At 57.2% G+C, this 21522-nt stretch carries 20 protein-coding genes; 19 read left to right on the top strand and 1 reads right to left on the bottom strand.

The window, feature by feature from the left end:
• Positions 1 to 2: 2 nt before the first annotated feature.
• The 19 genes from mnmE to IFT47_RS23645 all read left to right on the top strand — a co-directional run bounded on the left by mnmE (position 3) and on the right by IFT47_RS23645 (position 19415).
• Positions 3 to 1373, top strand: coding sequence for a tRNA uridine-5-carboxymethylaminomethyl(34) synthesis GTPase MnmE (gene mnmE, locus IFT47_RS23735; protein ID WP_192174388.1), 1371 nt, complete (start codon positions 3 to 5; stop codon positions 1371 to 1373).
• Positions 1374 to 1897: 524 nt separating this feature from the next.
• The gene (gene mnmG / locus IFT47_RS23730; RefSeq protein ID WP_192174387.1) at positions 1898 to 3796 is read left to right on the top strand and encodes a tRNA uridine-5-carboxymethylaminomethyl(34) synthesis enzyme MnmG; all 1899 of its coding nucleotides are present in this window, start codon (positions 1898 to 1900) and stop codon (positions 3794 to 3796) included.
• Positions 3797 to 3801: 5 nt separating this feature from the next.
• The gene (gene rsmG, locus IFT47_RS23725) at positions 3802 to 4437 is read left to right on the top strand and encodes a 16S rRNA (guanine(527)-N(7))-methyltransferase RsmG (protein ID WP_192174476.1); all 636 of its coding nucleotides are present in this window, start codon (positions 3802 to 3804) and stop codon (positions 4435 to 4437) included.
• Between the two features lie 18 nt (positions 4438 to 4455).
• Positions 4456 to 5250, top strand: a complete 795-nt coding sequence (locus IFT47_RS23720; RefSeq protein WP_192174386.1) for a ParA family protein — start codon at positions 4456 to 4458, stop codon at positions 5248 to 5250.
• A 9-nt stretch (positions 5251 to 5259) separates the two neighbouring features.
• Complete coding sequence (locus tag IFT47_RS23715) at positions 5260 to 6132, top strand: ParB/RepB/Spo0J family partition protein (protein WP_192174385.1); 873 nt, start codon at positions 5260 to 5262, stop codon at positions 6130 to 6132.
• Between the two features lie 146 nt (positions 6133 to 6278).
• Positions 6279 to 6686, top strand: coding sequence for a F0F1 ATP synthase subunit I (locus tag IFT47_RS23710; RefSeq protein ID WP_192174384.1), 408 nt, complete (start codon positions 6279 to 6281; stop codon positions 6684 to 6686).
• Positions 6687 to 6702: 16 nt separating this feature from the next.
• The gene (gene atpB, locus IFT47_RS23705) at positions 6703 to 7572 is read left to right on the top strand and encodes a F0F1 ATP synthase subunit A (RefSeq protein ID WP_074886103.1); all 870 of its coding nucleotides are present in this window, start codon (positions 6703 to 6705) and stop codon (positions 7570 to 7572) included.
• A gap of 137 nt (positions 7573 to 7709) precedes the next feature.
• On the top strand, positions 7710 to 7967 hold the full coding sequence (gene atpE, locus IFT47_RS23700; RefSeq protein ID WP_002555987.1) for a F0F1 ATP synthase subunit C: 258 nt from the start codon (positions 7710 to 7712) through the stop codon (positions 7965 to 7967).
• A gap of 57 nt (positions 7968 to 8024) precedes the next feature.
• Positions 8025 to 8495 (top strand): F0F1 ATP synthase subunit B, encoded by a 471-nt coding sequence (locus IFT47_RS23695; protein WP_065988056.1) that lies wholly within the window; start codon positions 8025 to 8027, stop codon positions 8493 to 8495.
• Positions 8496 to 8507: 12 nt separating this feature from the next.
• Positions 8508 to 9044: a F0F1 ATP synthase subunit delta gene (locus IFT47_RS23690; protein WP_037016920.1), complete on the top strand. Its 537-nt coding sequence runs from the start codon at positions 8508 to 8510 to the stop codon at positions 9042 to 9044.
• A gap of 21 nt (positions 9045 to 9065) precedes the next feature.
• A complete protein-coding gene (gene atpA / locus IFT47_RS23685; RefSeq protein WP_065988057.1) occupies positions 9066 to 10610 on the top strand; it encodes a F0F1 ATP synthase subunit alpha in 1545 nt (514 codons plus the stop codon).
• Between the two features lie 50 nt (positions 10611 to 10660).
• Positions 10661 to 11521 (top strand): F0F1 ATP synthase subunit gamma, encoded by an 861-nt coding sequence (gene atpG, locus IFT47_RS23680; RefSeq protein ID WP_037016916.1) that lies wholly within the window; start codon positions 10661 to 10663, stop codon positions 11519 to 11521.
• 28 nt (positions 11522 to 11549) lie between these two features.
• Entirely contained in the window at positions 11550 to 12926 is a 1377-nt protein-coding gene (atpD, locus tag IFT47_RS23675; protein WP_037016914.1) for a F0F1 ATP synthase subunit beta, read from the top strand.
• Positions 12927 to 12970: 44 nt separating this feature from the next.
• Positions 12971 to 13396, top strand: coding sequence for a F0F1 ATP synthase subunit epsilon (locus tag IFT47_RS23670; protein WP_133774003.1), 426 nt, complete (start codon positions 12971 to 12973; stop codon positions 13394 to 13396).
• 120 nt (positions 13397 to 13516) lie between these two features.
• Positions 13517 to 14884, top strand: coding sequence for a bifunctional UDP-N-acetylglucosamine diphosphorylase/glucosamine-1-phosphate N-acetyltransferase GlmU (gene glmU, locus IFT47_RS23665; RefSeq protein WP_192174383.1), 1368 nt, complete (start codon positions 13517 to 13519; stop codon positions 14882 to 14884).
• 178 nt (positions 14885 to 15062) lie between these two features.
• Positions 15063 to 15833 (top strand): DeoR/GlpR family DNA-binding transcription regulator, encoded by a 771-nt coding sequence (locus IFT47_RS23660; protein ID WP_192174475.1) that lies wholly within the window; start codon positions 15063 to 15065, stop codon positions 15831 to 15833.
• A 10-nt stretch (positions 15834 to 15843) separates the two neighbouring features.
• Positions 15844 to 17679, top strand: coding sequence for a glutamine--fructose-6-phosphate transaminase (isomerizing) (gene glmS, locus IFT47_RS23655; RefSeq protein ID WP_192174382.1), 1836 nt, complete (start codon positions 15844 to 15846; stop codon positions 17677 to 17679).
• Positions 17680 to 18042: 363 nt separating this feature from the next.
• Positions 18043 to 18354, top strand: a complete 312-nt coding sequence (locus IFT47_RS23650; protein WP_192174381.1) for a hypothetical protein — start codon at positions 18043 to 18045, stop codon at positions 18352 to 18354.
• Positions 18355 to 19100: 746 nt separating this feature from the next.
• On the top strand, positions 19101 to 19415 hold the full coding sequence (locus IFT47_RS23645; protein ID WP_192174380.1) for a hypothetical protein: 315 nt from the start codon (positions 19101 to 19103) through the stop codon (positions 19413 to 19415).
• 1049 nt (positions 19416 to 20464) lie between these two features.
• On the opposite strand, the gene IFT47_RS23640 is transcribed toward IFT47_RS23645, so the two are convergent.
• Entirely contained in the window at positions 20465 to 21418 is a 954-nt protein-coding gene (locus IFT47_RS23640) for a helix-turn-helix domain-containing protein (RefSeq protein ID WP_192174379.1), read from the bottom strand.
• Positions 21419 to 21522: the final 104 nt, after the last annotated feature.

The raw sequence follows: 21522 nt of genomic DNA, 5'->3' as shown, positions 1-21522 counted from the left end.
CCATGAACGTACGTTTTGAAACCATTGCGGCCATTGCAACGGCTCCCGGACGAGGAGGCGTCGGTATCGTCCGCATTTCCGGTCCCCAGGCCGGCAAGTGTGCAGAGGCGATTCTCGGCAAACTGCCACAACCTCGGTACGCGCATTACGGCGCCTTCAAGGGAGAAAACGGCGCAGTTATCGACGAAGGCATTGGTCTCTACTTTTCCGGCCCTAACTCATTCACCGGAGAAGACGTGCTCGAGCTTCAAGGGCATGGCGGGCCCGTGGTTCTGGACATGTTGCTGCAATGTTGCGTGCAGTTGGGGTGCCGTCTGGCACGGCCAGGGGAATTCAGTGAGCGCGCATTTCTCAACGACAAGCTCGACCTTGCCCAAGCCGAGGCCATCGCTGATCTTATCGAAGCGAGTTCTGCACAGGCCGCACGTAACGCGTTGAAATCGCTGCAGGGAGCATTTTCCCAGCGAGTGCATGAGCTCACGGAGAAACTGATTAGCCTGCGCATTTATGTCGAAGCAGCAATCGACTTCCCTGAGGAAGAGATCGACTTTCTCGCCGACGGTCATGTTCTGGCTATGCTGGACAACGTTCGCAGTCAGTTATCCACAGTGCTGCACGAAGCCAACCAGGGCGCTTTGCTCAGAGATGGCATGAATGTAGTCATTGCGGGCAGACCCAATGCTGGCAAATCCAGTCTGCTGAACGCACTTGCAGGCAAAGAGGCGGCGATTGTGACTGAGATCGCGGGCACAACCCGTGATGTCCTGCGCGAACATATCCACATTGATGGCATGCCTCTCCACGTCGTGGACACGGCCGGGTTGCGCGACACCGACGATCAGGTGGAGAAGATAGGCGTACAACGCGCACTTCAGGCGATAGGTCAGGCAGACCGCATCTTGCTGGTGGTGGATGCGACAGCGCCAGAGGCAGTCGATCCCTTCGCGTTGTGGCCGGAGTTTCTTGATCAACGACCTGATCCTGCCCATGTCACCTTGATTCGTAACAAGGTCGACCTGAGTGATGAGCCGGTGGAACTGGTGACCAGCATCGATGGCCACGTGACCATCAGTCTCAGCGCCAAGGCTGGTGGTGATGGCGTGGAGCTTCTGCGCGAGCATCTAAAGGCGTGCATGGGGTATCAGCAAACCGCTGAAGGAAGCTTCAGTGCAAGACGTCGCCACCTCGAGGCGCTGCACAAGGCAAGCGCCTCTCTTGAGCATGGTCGCTCGCAGCTGACCCTGGCGGGCGCCGGTGAGTTGCTAGCCGAAGATTTGCGCCAGGCGCAGCAGTCCTTGGGCGAAATTACCGGCGCATTCAGTTCGGACGATTTGCTGGGACGAATTTTCTCCAGCTTCTGCATCGGCAAATAACGCCTCGCTCTATCCCTAGGCAGGTCAATCTCTCCGGATCTGCCCCATCTCGATTCATTCTTCTGACTTTTCCAGGCTCCCAATAAATGGCGGGAGGGCGCAATTGCGCCTCAAGTTCCACTCTTCAGCACCTGTTTGCACCGATAAGCCCTGTGCATAACCGCGGCTAAGCTCGGTTGATAAGCAGGCATCTGAGCTGAGGATAATTCGCCCTGTGGACAACCATCGGTTTAATCCACAGGCTCCGGCAGGTTATCCAAGGGGCTCTTTGGCACATGGACACAGGCTTTTGATTCCCTGTACATCAGGCAATATAAAGCTTTCAGAGCTTTATCCACAGAAATGTGGCTCAGTAGAAATAAACATAAAAACAAAGTTCTTATAAAGTTCTTTCTTTTTAATTTCTATAACCGCCATTCATCCACAGCTGGTTAGATTTTGCGCAACGGGTTTCTTAAGGGGGGGTAAGTCCCTATACTTGCCGCCATTCCTATTCCCCCCAAATAACAGGCACGAGGTGCGTGGTGGATTTCCCTTCCCGTTTTCAAGTGATCGTCATCGGCGGCGGTCATGCCGGTACCGAGGCAGCACTGGCGTCCGCACGTATGGGTGCTACCACCCTGCTGCTTACGCACAACGTGGAAACCCTCGGCCAAATGAGTTGCAACCCGGCCATTGGTGGCATCGGTAAAAGTCATCTGGTCAAAGAGATCGATGCACTGGGCGGTGCGATGGCAACGGCCACTGACAAAAGCGGCATCCAGTTTCGTGTGCTCAACAGCCGTAAAGGCCCAGCAGTCCGGGCGACCCGTGCCCAGGCGGACCGCGTGCTGTACAAGGCAGCGGTCAGAGAAATCATCGAAAACCAGCCCAACCTGTGGATATTCCAGCAGGCATGCGACGACCTGATCGTCGAGCAGGACCAGGTGCGCGGCGTCGTTACCCAGATGGGCCTGCGTTTTCTGGCCGACTCTGTGGTTCTCACCACCGGTACCTTTCTGGGCGGACTTATCCACATCGGTCTGCAGAACTATTCGGGCGGTCGCGCCGGTGATCCGCCGTCCATTGCGCTTGCACGCAGGCTGCGTGAACTACCGCTGAGAGTGGGCCGCCTGAAAACGGGCACACCTCCGCGCATCGATGGCCGATCTGTGGATTTCTCGGTGATGACTGAACAACCGGGGGATACGCCGATTCCCGTGATGTCGTTCATGGGTTCCAAGGCTCAGCACCCTAGTCAGGTCAGCTGCTGGATTACCCACACCAACGCTCGGACCCACGAAATCATCGCGGCCAATCTTGATCGGTCGCCGATGTACTCCGCTGCCGGGGAAATCGAAGGGGTCGGGCCGCGTTATTGCCCGTCGATTGAAGACAAGATTCATCGTTTTGCCGACAAGGAAAGCCATCAGGTGTTTATCGAACCGGAAGGTTTGACGACCCATGAGCTTTATCCAAACGGTATATCGACCTCGCTGCCGTTTGACGTCCAACTGCAGATCGTTCGGTCTATCCGCGGAATGGAAAACGCCCACATCGTGCGGCCTGGCTATGCCATCGAGTACGACTACTTCGATCCGCGTGACCTGAAGTACAGCCTGGAAACCAAGGTTATCGGTGGGTTGTTTTTCGCAGGACAGATCAACGGCACAACCGGTTACGAAGAGGCCGGTGCCCAAGGTTTACTCGCGGGCGCCAACGCAGCGCTTCGGGCTCAAGGCAAGGACAGCTGGTGTCCGCGTCGCGATGAGGCATACATCGGCGTGTTGGTGGATGACCTGATTACGCTGGGCACCCAGGAGCCGTACCGGATGTTCACCTCGCGTGCCGAGTACCGCTTGATTTTGCGGGAAGACAATGCGGACTTGCGTTTGACCGAACAAGGTCGGGCGCTCGGCTTGGTCGACGATGCCCGCTGGGCGGCGTTCTGTGCCAAGCGTGAAGGCATCGAGTTGGAAGAACAGCGTCTGAAATCCACCTGGATTCGTCCGGGTACCGAGCAGGGCGACGCAGTCTCGGCTCACTTTGGTACCCCGTTGACCCACGAATACAATCTGCTGAATCTGCTGAGCCGTCCCGAAGTGGACTACGCCAGTCTGGTTGCGCTGACCGGTAACGGCTCGCCTGACCCGCAGGTCGCTGAACAAGTCGAAATCAAGACCAAGTACGCCGGTTACATCGACCGTCAGCAAGACGAGATCACTCGTCTGCGGGCCAGCGAAAACACCCGGCTCCCTGCGGATATCGATTACACCGGGATTTCCGGTCTGTCCAAGGAAATCCAGAGCAAGCTGGGGATAACTCGTCCGGAGACGCTGGGACAGGCCTCGAGGATTCCCGGCGTCACGCCAGCGGCGATTTCTCTGCTGATGATTCATTTGAAAAAACGCGGCGCGGGCCGTCAGTTGGAGCAAAGCGCTTGAGTTCGATGGTTACCCCGCAGCATGCAGAAGAACTGACCCTTGGCGCTCGAGAGCTTGGTGTCGAGTTGAGCGAAAGCCAGCACCGTCAGTTGCTGGCGTACCTGGCTTTGCTGATCAAGTGGAACAAGGCCTACAACCTGACTGCCGTTCGTGATCCGGATGAGATGGTGTCTCGCCATCTGCTGGACAGCTTGAGCGTGGTGCGTTTTATCGAGGGTGAGCGTCAGCTGGATGTCGGCAGCGGCGGCGGGATGCCCGGCATTCCGATGGCCATCCTGTTTCCGGAGATGAAAGTCACGGTACTGGACAGCAACGGCAAGAAGACCCGGTTTCTGACACAGGTCAAACTCGAGCTTGCGCTCACCAACCTCGAAGTTATCCACAGCCGTGCCGAAGCATTCCAGCCCGAGCTGCCGTTCAACGGCATCATCTCCCGCGCCTTCAGCAGTCTGGAAGACTTTACCCAGTGGACTCGGCACATGGGCGACGGCGAAACACGCTGGTTGGCAATGAAGGGTCTGCATCCAGTGGATGAACTGGTAGCATTGCCCGCAGATTTTCATCTGGAAAGCGCGCAAGCCTTGGCCGTACCCGGTTGCCAAGGTCAACGGCATCTGCTGATACTGCGCCGCACGGCATGACAGGGAACACACGCAAGAATGGCTAAGGTATTCGCGATAGCGAACCAAAAAGGGGGTGTGGGTAAAACCACAACCTGCATCAACCTCGCGGCTTCGCTGGTGGCAACCAAGCGTCGGGTGCTGTTGATCGATCTCGATCCGCAAGGCAATGCCACCATGGGCAGTGGTGTGGATAAGCACGGGCTTGAGCATTCGGTTTACGACTTGCTGATCGGCGAGTGCGACCTGAATCAGGCCATGCACTTTTCTGAGCACGGCGGTTATCAGCTGCTACCGGCAAACCGCGATCTGACCGCTGCCGAGGTGGTCCTGCTGGAAATGCAGATGAAGGAATCGCGTCTGCGAGCAGCACTGGCACCCATCCGCGAGAATTACGATTACATTCTCATCGACTGCCCTCCATCTTTGTCGATGCTGACGCTCAACGCGCTGGTCGCGGCCGACGGCGTGATTATCCCCATGCAGTGCGAATACTTTGCGCTCGAAGGTTTGAGCGACCTTGTGGATAACATCAAGCGCATCGGTGAACTGCTCAATCCTCAACTCAAGATCGAAGGCTTGCTGCGGACCATGTATGACCCGCGGCTTAGCCTGATCAACGATGTTTCGGCGCAGCTCAAAGAACATTTCGGCGAGCAGCTGTACGACACCGTTATTCCGCGCAATATTCGTCTGGCCGAGGCGCCTAGCTTCGGTATGCCGGCATTGGCGTACGACAAGACTTCTCGCGGCGCGCTGGCTTACCTGGCGCTTGCGGGCGAAATGGTCCGTCGCCAACGTCGCGGCAGTCGCACCGCGGCTCAGCCCACTTAAGGAAATTCCATGGCCGTCAAGAAACGTGGACTCGGACGTGGGCTGGACGCACTGCTGAGCAACCCCACCGTCACCGCACTGGAAGAACAGGCGGTGAAGGCGAGTGAGCGCGAGCTTCAACACATTCCGCTGGACCTGATTCAACGAGGCAAATACCAGCCGCGTCGTGATATGGATCCCCAGGCGCTGGAAGAACTGGCTAACTCGATCAAGGCGCAAGGGGTTATGCAGCCGATCGTGGTCCGCCCGATTGCCGACAACCGCTTCGAGATCATCGCCGGTGAACGCCGGTGGCGCGCCAGCCAGCAGGCCGGGATCGAGTCGATTCCTGCCATGGTGCGTGATGTGCCCGATGAAGCGGCCATCGCGATGGCGTTGATTGAGAACATCCAGCGCGAAGACCTGAATCCGATCGAGGAGGCGATTGCCCTGCAGCGTCTGCAGCAGGAATTTCAGCTGACCCAGCAGCAAGTTGCCGAGGCGGTGGGCAAGTCCCGAGTCAGCGTCGCCAATTTGCTGCGACTGATCGCATTGCCGGAAGTGATCAAGACCATGCTCTCCCATGGAGATCTGGAAATGGGCCATGCCCGTGCATTGTTGGGACTGCCCGAAGATCAGCAGGTTGAAGGGGCGCGACATGTTGTCGCACGCGGTTTGACCGTGCGCCAGACTGAAGCACTGGTTCGCCAGTGGCTGAGCGGCAAACAGGAGGCTGCGGAACCTGTGAAGGCCGATCCTGATATCACTCGCCTGGAGCAGCGCCTGGCCGAGCGGCTGGGCTCCGCGGTGCAAATCCGCCATGGACAGAAGGGCAAAGGTCAGTTGGTCATCCGTTATAACTCGCTGGATGAGCTGCAGGGTGTGCTCGCTCACATTCGCTGAAACAAATCATGCGTAGCGCGTAGTCGGAAATCACTACCTGACAGTTGAATAGGGGCTGAACCGCCCCTATACTCTGCGCGCATTTTGTCGGCACAATTTATGCCAAGTTGTTGATTTTGGCGGCCGGCTCACGAGGAGCCCATGTGATGGAGACACGCACGCCAAACCGCCTGCCATTCCATCGCCTGGCTGTTTTCCCGATCTTGCTGGCTCAGTTGATTGTCCTCTTGGGGGCAGCGCTGGCGCTTTGGCAGTGGCACGGCGTCGTAGCCGGGTATTCGGGGCTTTGCGGTGGCCTGATAGCCTGGCTGCCGAATGTGTATTTTGCTCATAAGGCATTCCGGTACTCCGGGGCCAGGGCAGCGCAGGCTATCGTTCGGTCGTTCTACGCCGGCGAGGCAGGCAAGTTGATTTTTACGGCAGTGCTCTTTGCACTGACGTTTGCAGGAGTAAAGCCGCTGGCTCCGCTGGCGGTTTTTGGCGTTTTCATACTGACCCAACTGGTCAGTTGGTTTGCGCCCCTGCTAATGAGAACAAGACTTTCGAGACCTTAGGGCGTTTGAGGCAACCATGGCAGAGCAAACAGCTTCGGGCTATATCCAGCACCACTTGCAGAACTTGACCTTTGGTCATTTGCCTGACGGCAGTTGGGGCTTCGCGCATTCCGCAGCGGAAGCAAAAGAAATGGGCTTTTGGGCTTTCCACGTCGATACCCTCGGCTGGTCGGTCGCACTGGGTCTGATCTTCGTCCTCATCTTCCGCATGGCCGCAAAAAAGGCGACTTCCGGTCAGCCGGGCGCGTTGCAGAACTTCGTTGAAGTGCTCGTAGAGTTCGTCGACGGCAGCGTCCGGGATAGCTTCCATGGCCGTAGCGCCGTGATCGCTCCTCTGGCATTGACCATCTTCGCCTGGGTGTTCCTCATGAACGCCGTCGACTTGATTCCCGTCGACTGGATCCCGCAACTGGCGATCATGATCACCGGTGATCACCACATTCCTTTCCGCGCCGTATCGACCACCGATCCGAACGCGACGCTGGGTATGGCACTGTCCGTGTTTGCCCTGATCATTTTCTACAGCATCAAAATCAAGGGTATCGGCGGCTTCATCGGCGAATTGACCCTGCACCCGTTCGGCAGCAAGAACATTTTCGTTCAGGCGCTGTTGATTCCGGTGAACTTCCTGCTTGAATTCGTGACGCTGGTGGCCAAGCCGATCTCTCTGGCACTGCGGCTGTTCGGCAACATGTACGCGGGTGAACTGGTGTTCATTCTGATCGCGGTCATGTTCGGCAGCGGCCTGCTGTGGCTCAGCGGTCTGGGCGTGGTCCTGCAATGGGCGTGGGCTGTGTTCCACATCCTGATCATCACCCTGCAAGCGTTCATCTTCATGATGCTGACCATCGTCTACCTGTCGATGGCTCACGAAGATAACCATTGAGACCCGCCTGGCGAGTCTGATGATCCCCTCGCTTAGGTGAGGGGGTGCCCGCGAGGGCTTGATGTAAGAAACGATTTTGCTTTACCGCTTTAATCTAAGAAAACCTAACCAATACGACGTAAAAGTCGGGAGGAAAGATGGAAACTGTAGTTGGTCTAACTGCTATCGCTGTTGCACTGCTGATCGGCCTGGGCGCACTGGGTACTGCAATCGGTTTCGGCCTGCTGGGCGGTAAGTTCCTGGAAGGCGCTGCGCGTCAACCGGAAATGGTTCCAATGCTGCAAGTTAAAATGTTCATCGTGGCTGGTCTGCTCGACGCCGTGACCATGATCGGTGTTGGTATCGCTCTGTTCTTCACTTTTGCGAACCCCTTCGTTGGTCAACTCGCTGGCTGATCACTCGAATTTTCGAGTTGATTGGTGTGATGGACAACGAACGAGCGAGGTGTTGGCGTGAACATTAATGCAACCCTGATTGGCCAGTCCGTTGCGTTCTTCATTTTTGTGCTGTTCTGCATGAAGTTCGTGTGGCCTCCGGTCATCGCGGCTTTGCACGAACGTCAGAAGAAGATTGCGGATGGACTGGACGCTGCTACACGAGCAGCTCGCGACCTGGAGCTGGCCCAAGACAAAGTGGGTCAGCAACTGCGCGAAGCTAAGGCTCAGGCAGCTGAGATCATTGAGCAAGCCAAGAAACGCGGTACCCAGATTGTCGACGAAGCCCGTGAACAGGCTCGCGTTGAAGCTGACCGCATCAAGGCTCAGGCTCAGGCCGAGATCGAACAGGAACTGAACGGCGTCAAAGACGCGCTGCGCGCCCAATTGGGTAGCCTGGCAGTCAACGGCGCAGAGAAGATCCTGGGTGCCACAATCGATCAAAACGCGCACGCGGAGCTGGTAAACAAACTGGCTGCTGAAATTTAAGCGAGGGCGATCATGGCAGAACTGACCACGTTGGCCCGACCTTACGCTAAGGCAGCCTTCGAGCATGCACAGGCGCACCAGCAACTGGCCAATTGGTCAGCCATGCTCGGCCTGGCTGCTGCAGTGTCGCAAGACGACACGATGCAGCGCATGCTCAAGGCCCCGCGACTGACGAGCGCAGACAAGGCCGCCACTTTTATTGAAGTGTGCGGCGACAAGTTCGATGCCAAGGCACAGAATTTCATTCACGTCGTTGCTGAAAACGACCGTCTCCAGCTTCTGCCGGAGATCTCCGAACTGTTCGAGCTTTACAAGGCCGAGCAGGAAAAATCGGTAGATGTGGATGTGACCAGTGCTTTTGCATTGAACCAAGAACAGCAAGACAAACTCGCCAAGGTTCTCAGTGCACGGCTCGGCCGGGAAGTGCGCCTGCACGCTGCGGAGGATGCCGCCCTGATAGGTGGTGTCATCATCCGCGCCGGCGACCTGGTTATCGATGGCTCAGTTCGCGGCAAACTCGCGCAACTAGCCGAAGCATTGAAATCTTGAGTTTGAAGGGGCAGCAGAGCAATGCAGCAACTCAATCCTTCCGAAATAAGTGAAATCATCAAGGGCCGCATCGAGAACCTCGATGTTGCCTCCCAAGCCCGAAACGAAGGCACAGTCGTCAGCGTGTCTGACGGTATCGTGCGGATTCACGGTCTCGCCGACGCTATGTACGGCGAAATGATCGAGTTCCCGGGCGGCGTTTACGGTATGGCACTGAACCTGGAGCAAGACTCCGTGGGTGCTGTCGTACTGGGCGCTTACACCTCTCTGGCTGAAGGCATGAGTGCCAAGTGCACCGGCCGCATCCTCGAAGTTCCGGTTGGTAAGGAACTCCTGGGTCGCGTAGTCGACGCACTGGGTAACCCTGTCGACGGCAAAGGTCCGCTGAACAACACCGAGACCGACGCGGTCGAGAAAGTTGCTCCAGGCGTGATCTGGCGTAAGTCGGTAGACCAGCCTGTACAGACTGGCTACAAGGCTGTCGACGCGATGATCCCTGTCGGCCGTGGCCAGCGCGAGCTGATCATCGGTGACCGTCAGATCGGTAAAACCGCTCTGGCGATCGACGCGATCATCAACCAGAAAAACAGCGGTATTTTCTGCGTCTACGTTGCAATCGGTCAGAAGCAATCGACCATCGCCAACGTTGTTCGCAAACTGGAAGAAAACGGCGCTCTGGCCAACACGATCATCGTGGCGGCCAGTGCTTCGGAATCGCCTGCGCTGCAATTCCTGGCTCCGTATGCCGGTTGCACCATGGGCGAATACTTCCGCGACCGCGGTGAAGACGCACTGATTGTCTATGACGATCTGTCCAAGCAGGCTGTGGCTTATCGCCAGATTTCCCTGCTGCTGCGTCGTCCACCAGGCCGTGAAGCTTACCCAGGCGACGTGTTCTATCTCCACTCCCGTCTGCTGGAGCGTGCATCCCGCGTTTCGGAAGAGTACGTAGAGAAGTTCACCAATGGCGCAGTGACCGGCAAAACCGGCTCCCTGACCGCATTGCCGATCATCGAAACCCAGGCTGGCGACGTTTCCGCGTTCGTTCCGACCAACGTGATTTCCATCACTGACGGTCAGATCTTCCTGGAATCGGCCATGTTCAACTCCGGCATTCGCCCGGCAGTGAACGCCGGTGTTTCGGTATCCCGTGTGGGTGGTGCCGCTCAGACCAAGATCATCAAGAAGCTCTCCGGTGGTATCCGTACCGCTCTGGCTCAGTACCGTGAACTGGCAGCGTTTGCCCAGTTCGCCTCTGACCTGGACGAAGCGACCCGTAAGCAACTTGAGCATGGTCAGCGCGTTACCGAGCTGATGAAGCAGAAGCAATATGCGCCAATGTCGATCGCTGACATGTCGCTGTCGCTGTATGCCGCTGAGCGTGGGTTCCTGACTGACGTCGAAATCGCCAAGGTTGGCAGCTTTGAACAAGCGCTGATTGCTTACTTCAACCGAGATCACGCCGATTTGATGGCGAAGATCAACGTGAAGGGTGACTTCAATGACGAAATCGATTCTGGCCTGAAAGCCGGCATCGAGAAGTTCAAGGCCACCCAAACCTGGTAAGCCGCAGCGGGAGTCGCGAGGCTCCCGCTTGCTAACCTGATAGGTGTTACATGGCAGGCGCAAAAGAGATTCGCAGCAAGATTGCGAGCATCAAAAGCACGCAAAAGATCACCAGCGCCATGGAAAAAGTGGCGGTCAGTAAAATGCGCAAGGCTCAAATGCGCATGGCTGCTAGCCGTCCTTACGCGGAGCGCATCCGCCAGGTGATTGGTCATCTCGCCAACGCTAACCCGGAATACCGTCATCCCTTCATGATCGAACGCGAAGTAAAGCGCGTCGGTTACGTCGTGGTGAGCAGTGACCGTGGTCTGTGTGGTGGCTTGAATACCAACCTGTTCAAGGCTTTGGTCAAGGACATGGCGAAGAACCGTGAAAACGGCGTAGAGATCGATCTGTGCGTGGTCGGCAGCAAAGGTGCGGCGTTTTTCCGCAACTTCGGCGGTAACGTTGTCGCTGCGATCAGCCACTTGGGCGAAGAGCCGTCGATCAACGATTTGATCGGCAGCGTCAAGGTGATGCTGGATGCCTACCTGGAGGGCCGTATTGATCGCCTGTCCGTGGTGTCCAACAAATTCATCAACACCATGACTCAGCAACCAACGGTCGAGCAGTTGATTCCGTTGGTCGCGACCCAGGATCAAGAACTCAAGCACCACTGGGATTACCTGTACGAACCCGACGCCAAAGAGCTGCTGGACGGCTTGATGGTCCGTTATGTGGAGTCGCAGGTCTATCAGGCGGTGGTCGAGAACAACGCGGCTGAACAGGCTGCGCGGATGATCGCGATGAAGAACGCCACTGACAACGCCGGTGACCTGATCAGCGATTTGCAGCTGATCTACAACAAGGCGCGTCAGGCAGCGATCACCCAAGAGATCTCGGAAATCGTCGGCGGCGCTGCCGCGGTTTAACGGTTCAAATATTCAGAGGATCCAGCTAATGAGTAGCGGACGTATCGTTCAAATCATCGGCGCCGTGATCGACGTGGAATTTCCACGCGACAGCGTACCGAGCATCTACAACGCGCTGAAAGTACAAGGCGCGGAAACTACTCTGGAAGTTCAGCAACAGCTGGGCGACGGCGTAGTTCGTACCATTGCGATGGGTTCCACCGAAGGCTTGAAGCGCGGTCTGGACGTTATCGACAGCGGCGCAGCCATCTCCGTACCAGTCGGTAAAGCGACGCTGGGCCGGATCATGGACGTACTGGGCAACCCGATTGACGAAGCGGGCCCGATCGAAACCGAAGAGCGCTGGGGCATTCACCGTCCTGCACCTTCGTTCGCTGATCAGGCTGGCGGCAACGACCTCCTGGAAACCGGCATCAAGGTCATCGACCTGGTTTGCCCGTTTGCCAAGGGCGGTAAAGTCGGTCTGTTCGGTGGTGCCGGTGTCGGCAAGACCGTAAACATGATGGAACTGATCCGTAACATCGCCATCGAGCACAGCGGTTATTCCGTGTTCGCCGGTGTGGGCGAGCGTACCCGTGAGGGTAACGACTTCTACCACGAGATGAAGGACTCCAACGTTCTGGACAAAGTAGCGCTGGTCTACGGTCAGATGAACGAGCCGCCGGGTAACCGTCTGCGCGTCGCCCTGACTGGCCTGACCATGGCTGAGAAGTTCCGTGACGAAGGTAACGACGTTCTGTTGTTCGTCGACAACATTTACCGTTACACACTGGCCGGTACTGAAGTATCCGCACTGCTGGGCCGTATGCCTTCTGCAGTAGGTTACCAGCCGACGCTGGCTGAAGAGATGGGCGTGCTGCAAGAGCGCATCACTTCGACCAAGGAAGGCTCGATCACTTCGATCCAGGCGGTATACGTACCGGCGGACGACTTGACCGACCCATCGCCAGCCACAACGTTTGCTCACCTGGACGCCACCGTCGTTCTGTCCCGTGACATCGCTTCCCTGGGTATCTACCCAGCGGTCGATCCACTGGACTCGACTTCGCGCCAGCTGGACCCGAACGTGATCGGTCAGGACCACTACGACACCGCTCGCGGTGTTCAGTATGTTCTGCAGCGTTACAAAGAGCTGAAAGACATCATCGCGATCCTGGGTATGGACGAGCTGTCGGAAACCGACAAGCAGTTGGTATCCCGCGCTCGTAAGATTCAGCGCTTCCTGTCGCAGCCGTTCTTCGTGGCTGAAGTCTTCACCGGTGCCTCGGGTAAATACGTTTCCCTGAAAGACACCATTGCTGGCTTCAAAGGCATCCTCGCCGGTGACTACGACCATCTGCCTGAACAGGCGTTTTACATGGTCGGCGGCATCGAAGAAGCGATCGAGAAAGCCAAGAAACTGTAATCCAGGCGCCCGGCAACGGGCGCTAATCAGGTTGAGGCATGCAAATGGCTATGACAGTCCATTGCGATATCGTCAGCGCGGAAGGAGAGATTTTCTCCGGTCTGGTCGAGATGGTGATTGCACACGGTAACCTGGGTGATATCGGTATTGCTCCAGGCCACGCACCGTTGATCACCGATCTGAAGCCAGGTCCGATCCGCCTGATCAAGCAGGGTGGCGAAGCCGAGGTGTTTTACATCTCCGGTGGTTTCCTTGAGGTTCAACCGAACATGGTCAAAGTGCTTGCCGATACCGTGCAACGCGCTGCAGATCTGGACGAAGCCTCAGCTCAGGAAGCCGTCAAGGCTGCCGAGCGTGCTCTGAATGAAAAAGGCGCAGATTTCGATTACGGAGCTGCTGCTGCACGTCTGGCGGAGGCCGCAGCTCAGCTGCGCACCGTCCAGCAAATTCGCAAGAAGTTCGGCGGCTAACCCCGGCGACCCGTTGCGCGATTGAGTAAAAGGGTAGCCTCGGCTACCCTTTTTCTTTTTTCGGCTTCTCGCCTGAATCATCAGCCCGGCTAATGTGGCCTGCTCGTCTGGAATCCCTTCATGTCTCTCGATATCGTCATTCTCGCCGCGGGTCAGGGCACTCGCATGCGTTCCGCTCTGCCCAAGGTCTTGCATCCTGTAGCCGGTAAATCGATGCTCGGCCATGTTATTCACAGCGCACGCCAGCTTTCGCCCCAGGGCATTCACGTGGTCATAGGCCATGGAGCAGAGCGGGTCCGAGAGCAATTGGCGAGCGATGATCTGAATTTCGTGCTCCAAGACAAACAATTGGGCACTGGCCACGCCGTTGCTCAGGCGTTGCCAGCGCTGACGGCCGAGACGGTACTCATTCTTTATGGCGACGTCCCGCTCATACAAGTAGAGACCCTGCACCGCCTCCTCGCGCTGGTAAATGATCAGCAGTTGGGTCTGCTGACGGTCACGCTGGAAGACCCGACCGGTTATGGCCGCATCGTCCGTGACGTGCAGCATCGCGTCAGCGCTATCGTCGAGCACAAGGATGCAACTGAAGAGCAGAAGGCTATCAAGGAAGGTAACACCGGAATCCTTGCGGTACCGGGCAAGTGCCTTGCCGACTGGCTGGGCCGCCTCTCCAATAAAAACGCCCAGGGTGAGTATTACCTGACTGACGTTATTGCCATGGCCGTCAATGATGGCCTCGTGGTCGCGACTGCTCAGCCCGACGACGCCATGGAAGTGCAGGGCGCCAATGACCGTAAACAGCTTGCCGAGCTCGAGCGTCATTACCAGCAGCGCGAAGCCCGCCGACTCATGGCGTTGGGTGTCACGTTGCGCGACCCGGCGCGTTTCGACGTTCGTGGCGACGTCACTGTTGGCCGCGACGTGATGATCGACGTGAACGTCATCCTTGAGGGGCGAGTCGTCATCGAAGACGACGTCTCCATCGGGCCGAACTGCGTGATCAAGGACAGCACCTTGCGCAAGGGCGCAATCATCAAGGCGAACAGTCACCTTGAAGGGGCGATCGTTGGCGAAGGCGCGGATGCAGGACCTTTTGCTCGTTTGCGCCCGGGCAGCGTGCTCGACGCCCGTGCCCATGTGGGTAACTTCGTCGAATTGAAGAATGCTCATCTGGGCGAGGGCGCCAAGGCAGGCCATCTGACCTATTTGGGTGACGCAGTGATCGGCGCGCGCACCAACATTGGCGCTGGCTCCATCACCTGTAACTACGATGGCGCGAACAAGCATAAGACGGTGATGGGCGAAGACGTGTTCATCGGCTCGAACAACTCGCTGGTCGCCCCTGTGCATATCGCGGCAGGCGCTAGCACTGCCGCTGGCTCTACCATCAATCAGGATGTGCCGGCCGAACAGCTTGCGGTTGCCCGTGCTCGCCAACGCAACATCGAAGGCTGGAAACGACCCGTGAAAATCAAGAAAGACTAAGTTATCCACAGGTCACATCGGCTGCTTGCCAGGCAGGCAGCTGATCCCGAGTCGCTAAACAACCATCCCTCTACAAAATCGTTTAACCATCCTCCCCAAAAATCCAACTCCCCCTTGACGTATATCTTTCGATGAGCTTTCATTGCGTTCGTTAACTTTCGAAACGAAACTTAAGGCAATCATGTCGAAACGTAACACGCCTCAACGCCGCCACAACATTCTTGCTCTGCTCAATGAGCAGGGGGAGGTAAGCGTGGACGAGTTGGCCAAACGCTTCGAAACGTCCGAGGTGACGGTCCGTAAGGATCTGGCTGCGCTCGAAAGCAACGGGTTGCTGCTTCGTCGTTACGGCGGCGCCATCCCGATGCCCCAGGAATTGATCGGCGAACCCGGCCAGCCCGTTTCTAGGTTCAAACAAGCCATCGCACGCGCGGCTGTTGCCCGCATTCGGGAACACGCACGGATCATCATCGACAGCGGCAGTACAACGGCTGCGATGATCCCGGAGCTAGGATTGCAGCCGGGCCTCGTGGTGATGACCAATTCCCTGCATGTCGCCAACGCGCTGGGTGAACTGGAGCACGAACCGGTCCTGCTGATGACCGGCGGCACATGGGACCCGCATTCAGAGTCGTTTCAGGGTCAGGTGGCGGAGCAGGTGCTGCGTTCCTACGACTTTGATCAGCTGTTCATCGGCGCCGACGGCATTGATCTTACCCGCGGTACAACCACATTCAACGAGCTTCTTGGGCTCAGCCGGGTGATGGCCGAAGTTGCCAGGGAAGTGATCGTGATGGTCGAGGCCGATAAGGTCGGTCGCAAGATTCCCAATCTGGAGCTGCCCTGGGGCAGCGTCCATACCCTCATTACCGATGACCGCCTGCCTCAAGAGGCACGCGAACAAATTCAGGCTCGCGGCGTAACCTTGATTTGCGCTGCTGTTTCCTAGGAGAAGAACCATGTGTGGAATTGTCGGCGCTGTTGCTGAACGGAATGTTACTGCCATCCTGCTGGAGGGCCTCAAGCGCCTGGAATACCGGGGCTACGACAGCGCTGGCGTGGCGTTATTCAACAACGCCGGCGTGCTTGAGCGTTGTCGTCGGGTCGGCAAGGTCAGCGAACTGGAGCGGGCGCTCGCTGGCGAACCTGTCACAGGCCGCCTCGGCATCGCCCACACCCGTTGGGCGACCCATGGCGCACCGTTGGAGCGCAACGCTCACCCGCATTTTTCCAACGAGCAACTGGCGGTGGTGCACAACGGCATCATCGAAAACCATGAGCCGCTTCGCGAGCGCTTGAAGGGCTTGGGTTATGTGTTTACGTCTGACACGGACACCGAGGTCATCGTCCATCTGCTGCACCATAAACTGCAGGACACGCCCGATCTGGCTGCGGCTCTGAAGGCCACGGTCAAGGAACTGCACGGCGCGTATGGCCTTGCGGTCATCAGCGCACATCAACCGGATCGCCTGATTGCTGCCCGCAGTGGCAGCCCGCTGGTTGTGGGTCTGGGCCTTGGGGAAAACTTCCTCGCCTCCGATCAACTGGCGTTGCGTCAGGTGACGGACCGCTTCATGTATCTGGAAGAGGGTGACATCGCCGAGATCCGTCGCGACAGCGTGCAGATCTGGGACGCATCCGGCCTGCCCGTCGAGCGTGAGATCGTTCAGTACCACGAGGGCGCAGAAGCGGCGGACAAAGGCGAGTACCGCCACTTCATGCTCAAGGAAATCCACGAGCAGCCAAAAGTCGTGCAGCGCACCCTGGAAGGCCGCCTCGGTCAGCAGCAGGTTCTGGTGCAGGCATTCGGACCGCAAGCGGCGGAGCTGTTCGCCAAAGTACGCAACGTGCAAATCGTCGCGTGCGGCACCAGCTATCACGCCGGCATGGTCGCGCGTTACTGGCTCGAAGGCTTGGCCGGCATTCCCTGCCAGGTCGAAGTCGCCAGCGAATTCCGCTATCGCAAAGTCGTGGTCCAGCCGGACACGCTGTTCGTTTCGATCTCGCAGTCCGGCGAGACCGCCGACACCCTGGCCGCGCTGCGCAATGCCAAAGAACTGGGTTTCCTTGCCAGCCTGGCGATCTGCAACGTAGGCATCAGTTCGCTGGTGCGTGAATCCGATCTGACCCTGCTCACTCAGGCCGGCCCGGAAATCGGCGTCGCGTCGACCAAAGCGTTCACCACGCAGCTGGTCGCGCTGATGCTGTTGACGCTGTCACTGGGTCAGGTCAAAGGCACGCTGGGCGCTGGCGTGGAAGCAGAACTGGTTGAAGAGCTGCGCCGCCTGCCGACCCGCCTGGGTGAAGCACTGGCGATGGACACGACGGTGGAGAAAATCGCCGAACTGTTCGCCGAGAAGAATCACACCCTGTTCCTGGGTCGTGGCGCGCAATTCCCGGTGGCGATGGAAGGGGCGTTGAAGCTCAAGGAGATCTCCTACATCCACGCCGAAGCCTACCCGGCGGGCGAACTGAAACACGGCCCGTTGGCACTGGTGGACAGCGACATGCCTGTCGTCACCGTGGCACCTAACAACGAGCTGCTGGAGAAACTGAAATCCAACCTGCAGGAAGTGCGTGCACGGGGCGGCGAGCTGATCGTCTTCGCTGACGAACAGGCCGGGCTGGTCAACGGAGAGGGGACCCACGTGGTTTCCATGCCCCACATCCTCGACGCATTGACGCCGATCCTTTACACGATTCCGCTGCAACTGCTTTCGTATTACGTGGCAGTGCTCAAGGGTACGGATGTGGATCAGCCGCGTAATTTGGCGAAGTCCGTGACGGTGGAATAAGTTATCCACAGCGTACTGCGCTGATCTTTGTGAATTAAGTCCGTCGCATGCGAAATAAACCTGTCGCGTTCGTAAAACCGGTGTGGCCCCCGCTTTTGTGCGCAGTGCCGAATTCGTTGCTGAGCTCCCTGTTCTCAACGGAGTGCTGGGAGTACGCGCGTTGATCGTAATACTCAGTGTCCCTAAGCCGGGCGCGCTGAGAATGCGGGCTCCCGCTCCATAGCGGCCGCTTGCGGTATCTCGGACACCGCAATGAGGACCATGAGATGGGAATCAATGATTCGAATCTCGCACTGAACTGACCGATGAAGCGCATAAGATGTAATCTGAGTACATCGGTCGAGTGCTTGAGTGGAGGGAGTCATGAAGATCACCGGTAAAGTTGAGATCGAAGCCATCACAGATGTTTTATGCGACGTCTGCCGACTCACCACCAGATCAGAGAGCGGTAATTTGCAATTTGCCACGCTGCAAGCACTTTGGGGGTATGGCGCCGAGCACGACGGCGAGCGCTACGAGCTTCACCTCTGTGAGGGGTGCTTTTTTCAGGCAGTTGCTAATCTCAAACAGCAACGCCGTGTGCAGAACTTGTTTTGCGATGATGATGGCATGTTGAGCGATGATTTCGGGTTAGTGGCCGAGGATGATTTCTTCGGCGACACCCACCAGGGCTAAGGGTTGTTGCTCCCGCGCATCGGAAATAGTCGCGGATGGGATCAAAAAGGGCCATGCACCCCTCTGCCTCCAAAAGTGTTGGTAATGTATTTATTGCACTGGTAAGCAACCCCGATGCTTGATGCATAGTAGAGATCGACAGCGTCAAAGATGCCAAGTTGGTCGCGGTCTCTGACTTCCTACGATGCAAAAAATGTCAGTGAATGACCGCAGGCGCATGAACGTAGAAAAAGGAGCTCGCCGCGCGTACCTGGGCGGCTAGAAACGAGCATCCGACAGCGCTGCTGAGCAATGCCCCACCGTGCCACTGTGCGATGACTGTGTAGAACCCGACGATAAAGCGGGTGCTAAATCACATCATCGTCAGCAAAAGGGAATATGACGACAGCTTTGGCGACGTCTGCGAAATTTGTGGTCCACCGCCGAAGAGGAAGCCGAAGCCAAGGCGGGATATCTGAAAGGAGCTTCATCTGGAATGATGCGCCGGACTTTTGTCCGACAAGCTTCCCCTTGTTCCACGGTGAGCCATTCGTTCGTTTTACAGTGTTCATGGAAAGACCTCCTATCGGTAGGAGGTTCAAGGATTGCTGAGTCCAATCGTAAAAGATGCGGAGTACCTAATTGAATTAGCTAGCCTTGGCTGCATACGGACCTCGTATCTGTTTGCATTGCCATGGCAGCCACTTTTTGGCCAGGACTAGCTGGTAGAATCCCGTCGGTTTTACGATGAAACTCTGAGACGTCAAATGAGCAAAGAATTGACCGAAGAAGAGATGCGTCAAGCGTTGTTCGGGAACGCTCAAATATCCGCGCGAGTAAGCCCGCCGTCCTTGACAGAGGTCGAGGCGCCCATCTCAAGGGCGGCAAAAAAGAAGCCTGCCAAGACCTTCACCCCGAGGCTGCTGGTCACACTCCGGGTAAGCAACGAGTTTGAAGGCAAGACGTATGAAATCCTACATGAGGCCGATACCCTGAGTACTCTACTGGCGGAGCAGGAAGCCACAAAGGCAGCCAGGAGGAAATACCGCTATGTGGAAGTCGTATCGGTCAAGTCGATGTAACTGAAATGCACGACACGCCGTCATGACTGCTCGCTGTTGGCTAGAAACCTTCGGTGCGTATCGCGCCTGATTTGATGCAATCGGGCCGAGAATCCGTTGCATCCGCACCCCCGTGCCCTTGCTAGCAAAGCGCCTAAGAAATGGACCATTCCAGGTCTTCAAGGATGTGCCGGAGAATGGATATGAAAGCCGACATTAGCGATGCCCCTGAGCGAATCTTCCGAGGGCATCACAAACATAACGTCCTCTATATGGCGATCTGTGTGCTAATCGCGAGCTTGGCGACGGTAGCTACACTTCAGTTGATTGGCCGAGCTCCAAGCCTCGACTCAGCATACAAGCGGACGGAGAGCTCGACTGGACGGGAAGAACAACTGACTGTCATAAATCCGATGCCGCCGAGGCAGGACCTCAATTCATCATGGCTTCGAGCATCATCGGAAATCCGTTCACCAGACAATGCGCCTAGGCAAACGGTTTTCAATGATCAGAACTTCGTTCCTAGAGGCGCTGACAATGTGGTCGCTTTTCGAGTTAGCTCCGATCTTTCGCCAAGGCCAGAGGCTCCGAAGAAACCGAAGTTGACGATCGTCCGGCAGTCGCCGAGCATGAAAGAACGTGCGTGCTGGCCTTACAGACAGGGAAGTATCGAATCGCGAAATTGCCACGCCTCAATCGGCCTCAAGCATCGTGACTAAATGACCAAGCGCAGCGAAACCATGTTCTGTCTCGTCACACATGGCTGCGGGTCGAAAGCGGTGATCCACGGCCGACCGCTATCGATCCAAAGCGTCGCTCAGCCCTTCGGCATCTTGCTGCGTCTTGACTGCGCATAACGGATTTTTGGTAAACCAGGCCAGCTCAAGGTTTGACTGACAGCAGTTTGAACCTGCCGCAGGCAGCTACTGCCTATGGATTCTGCTGATAACAATACACTGTTCATGCAATTCTACTGAAAGCCAGCAAAACCCCATTTTCGCCTTCCTATCCTTTTTCACACGGTTAGCGGGCTGTTCGGCCTCACGGCTTAAGCCGATGGGCATGTGAGGTCAGTCAAGCATGCCAGGCGCTCGCCAAAACTGCTGCTCAAACCCTTCTGATGCTCTGCGCCGCAACAACGCCGAAGGCAACTCATTAAACAGCTTCTGATACTCCAGAGTGAAATAGCTCGAATGGCCGAACCCCCAGCGTTCCGCCACCTCGGCGATATTGGCATGGGGGTTCTGCTTCAAGGCACGACGCGCGCCGTTCAGGCGTACTGAGCGCAGGTATTGCACCGGCGTCACTGCCGCTACTGACTGAAAGCTGTACTGCAAGGTGCGCCGCGAGACCTTCAGCCGCTTGCATAACTCCAGAACGCTGGGTGCGGCGTCAGGGGCTTCCATCAGCCATTGGTGGCAACGCTCGACGATATAGCCCCGGGTGCTCGGCCGCGGCAACGCCTTGCCTGTGTCAACCACGGTCTCGAGCCACTCGACCATCAGCATCGTCAAGCTGCGCTTGATCTGCAGCGTCTGCCAACCGATGCACTGCACCATCAGCTCCTGCAGCGCGCGAATATCCTTGGCCAGTCGCGCAGGCGGCAGGCATACCCGGCGGGACGCGGTTGATACCATCAACACCTCGAGCGCGGCCTCGTCCAGCAATCCCTGCAGCGAATTGAACGGTACCGACAGGCACAGCACATCCATGCCCCGCGGCGTCACCACCCGATACTCGTCGATTGCCGGAAGCACCGTGGCGCGGCCTTGGGCGATCATTCCCTGTTCATCCTCTTGCGGCCACGACAGCGGCAGCAGGATATTGACCGCATCGCACGGAAAGTTGATGCACTGCACCACTTGCTGGTTGAGGCGCTCGCGAAATAGCTGCACATCGTCCACCTGGGCTACGTCCAGCCAGCCGTCCAGCCCCCCGCTGCTGAGTTGATCGTACTGCTGTTGCCAGCCCGGCAAGGCATTGGCGTGCTCGAAAATATCAGTGGTGTGCAGGGACTGGTGCATACGAAGTCTCGAAAGGGCGCGCTCGCGAATGAGCAGATGTTACAAAATGTTTGCAACTGTCATGCCGCCCCGTGACGTGTCTTTCCTGTCCGAAATAAATGTCA

This window comes from Pseudomonas sp. CFBP 13711 (assembly GCF_014842265.1).
In the GTDB taxonomy this organism is placed as follows: Bacteria; Pseudomonadota; Gammaproteobacteria; order Pseudomonadales; family Pseudomonadaceae; genus Aquipseudomonas.
Note: the sequence above shows the minus strand (reverse complement) of the source record. Positions and strands in the feature narration are given on the sequence as shown.

Excerpts from the sequence above, each read along its gene's own strand:
- IFT47_RS23690 (WP_037016920.1), top strand. The coding sequence starts at position 8,508 with ATGGCAGAACTGACCACGTTGGCCCGACCTTACGCTAAGGCAGCCTTC.
- IFT47_RS23640 (WP_192174379.1), bottom strand. The coding sequence starts at position 21,418 with ATGCACCAGTCCCTGCACACCACTGATATTTTCGAGCACGCCAATGCC.
- atpD (WP_037016914.1), top strand. The coding sequence starts at position 11,550 with ATGAGTAGCGGACGTATCGTTCAAATCATCGGCGCCGTGATCGACGTG.
- IFT47_RS23645 (WP_192174380.1), top strand. The coding sequence starts at position 19,101 with ATGAGCAAAGAATTGACCGAAGAAGAGATGCGTCAAGCGTTGTTCGGG.
- atpG (WP_037016916.1), top strand. The coding sequence starts at position 10,661 with ATGGCAGGCGCAAAAGAGATTCGCAGCAAGATTGCGAGCATCAAAAGC.
- IFT47_RS23715 (WP_192174385.1), top strand. The coding sequence starts at position 5,260 with ATGGCCGTCAAGAAACGTGGACTCGGACGTGGGCTGGACGCACTGCTG.
- mnmE (WP_192174388.1), top strand. The coding sequence starts at position 3 with ATGAACGTACGTTTTGAAACCATTGCGGCCATTGCAACGGCTCCCGGA.
- atpE (WP_002555987.1), top strand. The coding sequence starts at position 7,710 with ATGGAAACTGTAGTTGGTCTAACTGCTATCGCTGTTGCACTGCTGATC.
- IFT47_RS23670 (WP_133774003.1), top strand. The coding sequence starts at position 12,971 with ATGGCTATGACAGTCCATTGCGATATCGTCAGCGCGGAAGGAGAGATT.
- atpB (WP_074886103.1), top strand. The coding sequence starts at position 6,703 with ATGGCAGAGCAAACAGCTTCGGGCTATATCCAGCACCACTTGCAGAAC.
- glmU (WP_192174383.1), top strand. The coding sequence starts at position 13,517 with ATGTCTCTCGATATCGTCATTCTCGCCGCGGGTCAGGGCACTCGCATG.
- rsmG (WP_192174476.1), top strand. The coding sequence starts at position 3,802 with ATGGTTACCCCGCAGCATGCAGAAGAACTGACCCTTGGCGCTCGAGAG.
- IFT47_RS23650 (WP_192174381.1), top strand. The coding sequence starts at position 18,043 with ATGAAGATCACCGGTAAAGTTGAGATCGAAGCCATCACAGATGTTTTA.
- IFT47_RS23710 (WP_192174384.1), top strand. The coding sequence starts at position 6,279 with ATGGAGACACGCACGCCAAACCGCCTGCCATTCCATCGCCTGGCTGTT.
- glmS (WP_192174382.1), top strand. The coding sequence starts at position 15,844 with ATGTGTGGAATTGTCGGCGCTGTTGCTGAACGGAATGTTACTGCCATC.
- IFT47_RS23720 (WP_192174386.1), top strand. The coding sequence starts at position 4,456 with ATGGCTAAGGTATTCGCGATAGCGAACCAAAAAGGGGGTGTGGGTAAA.
- atpA (WP_065988057.1), top strand. The coding sequence starts at position 9,066 with ATGCAGCAACTCAATCCTTCCGAAATAAGTGAAATCATCAAGGGCCGC.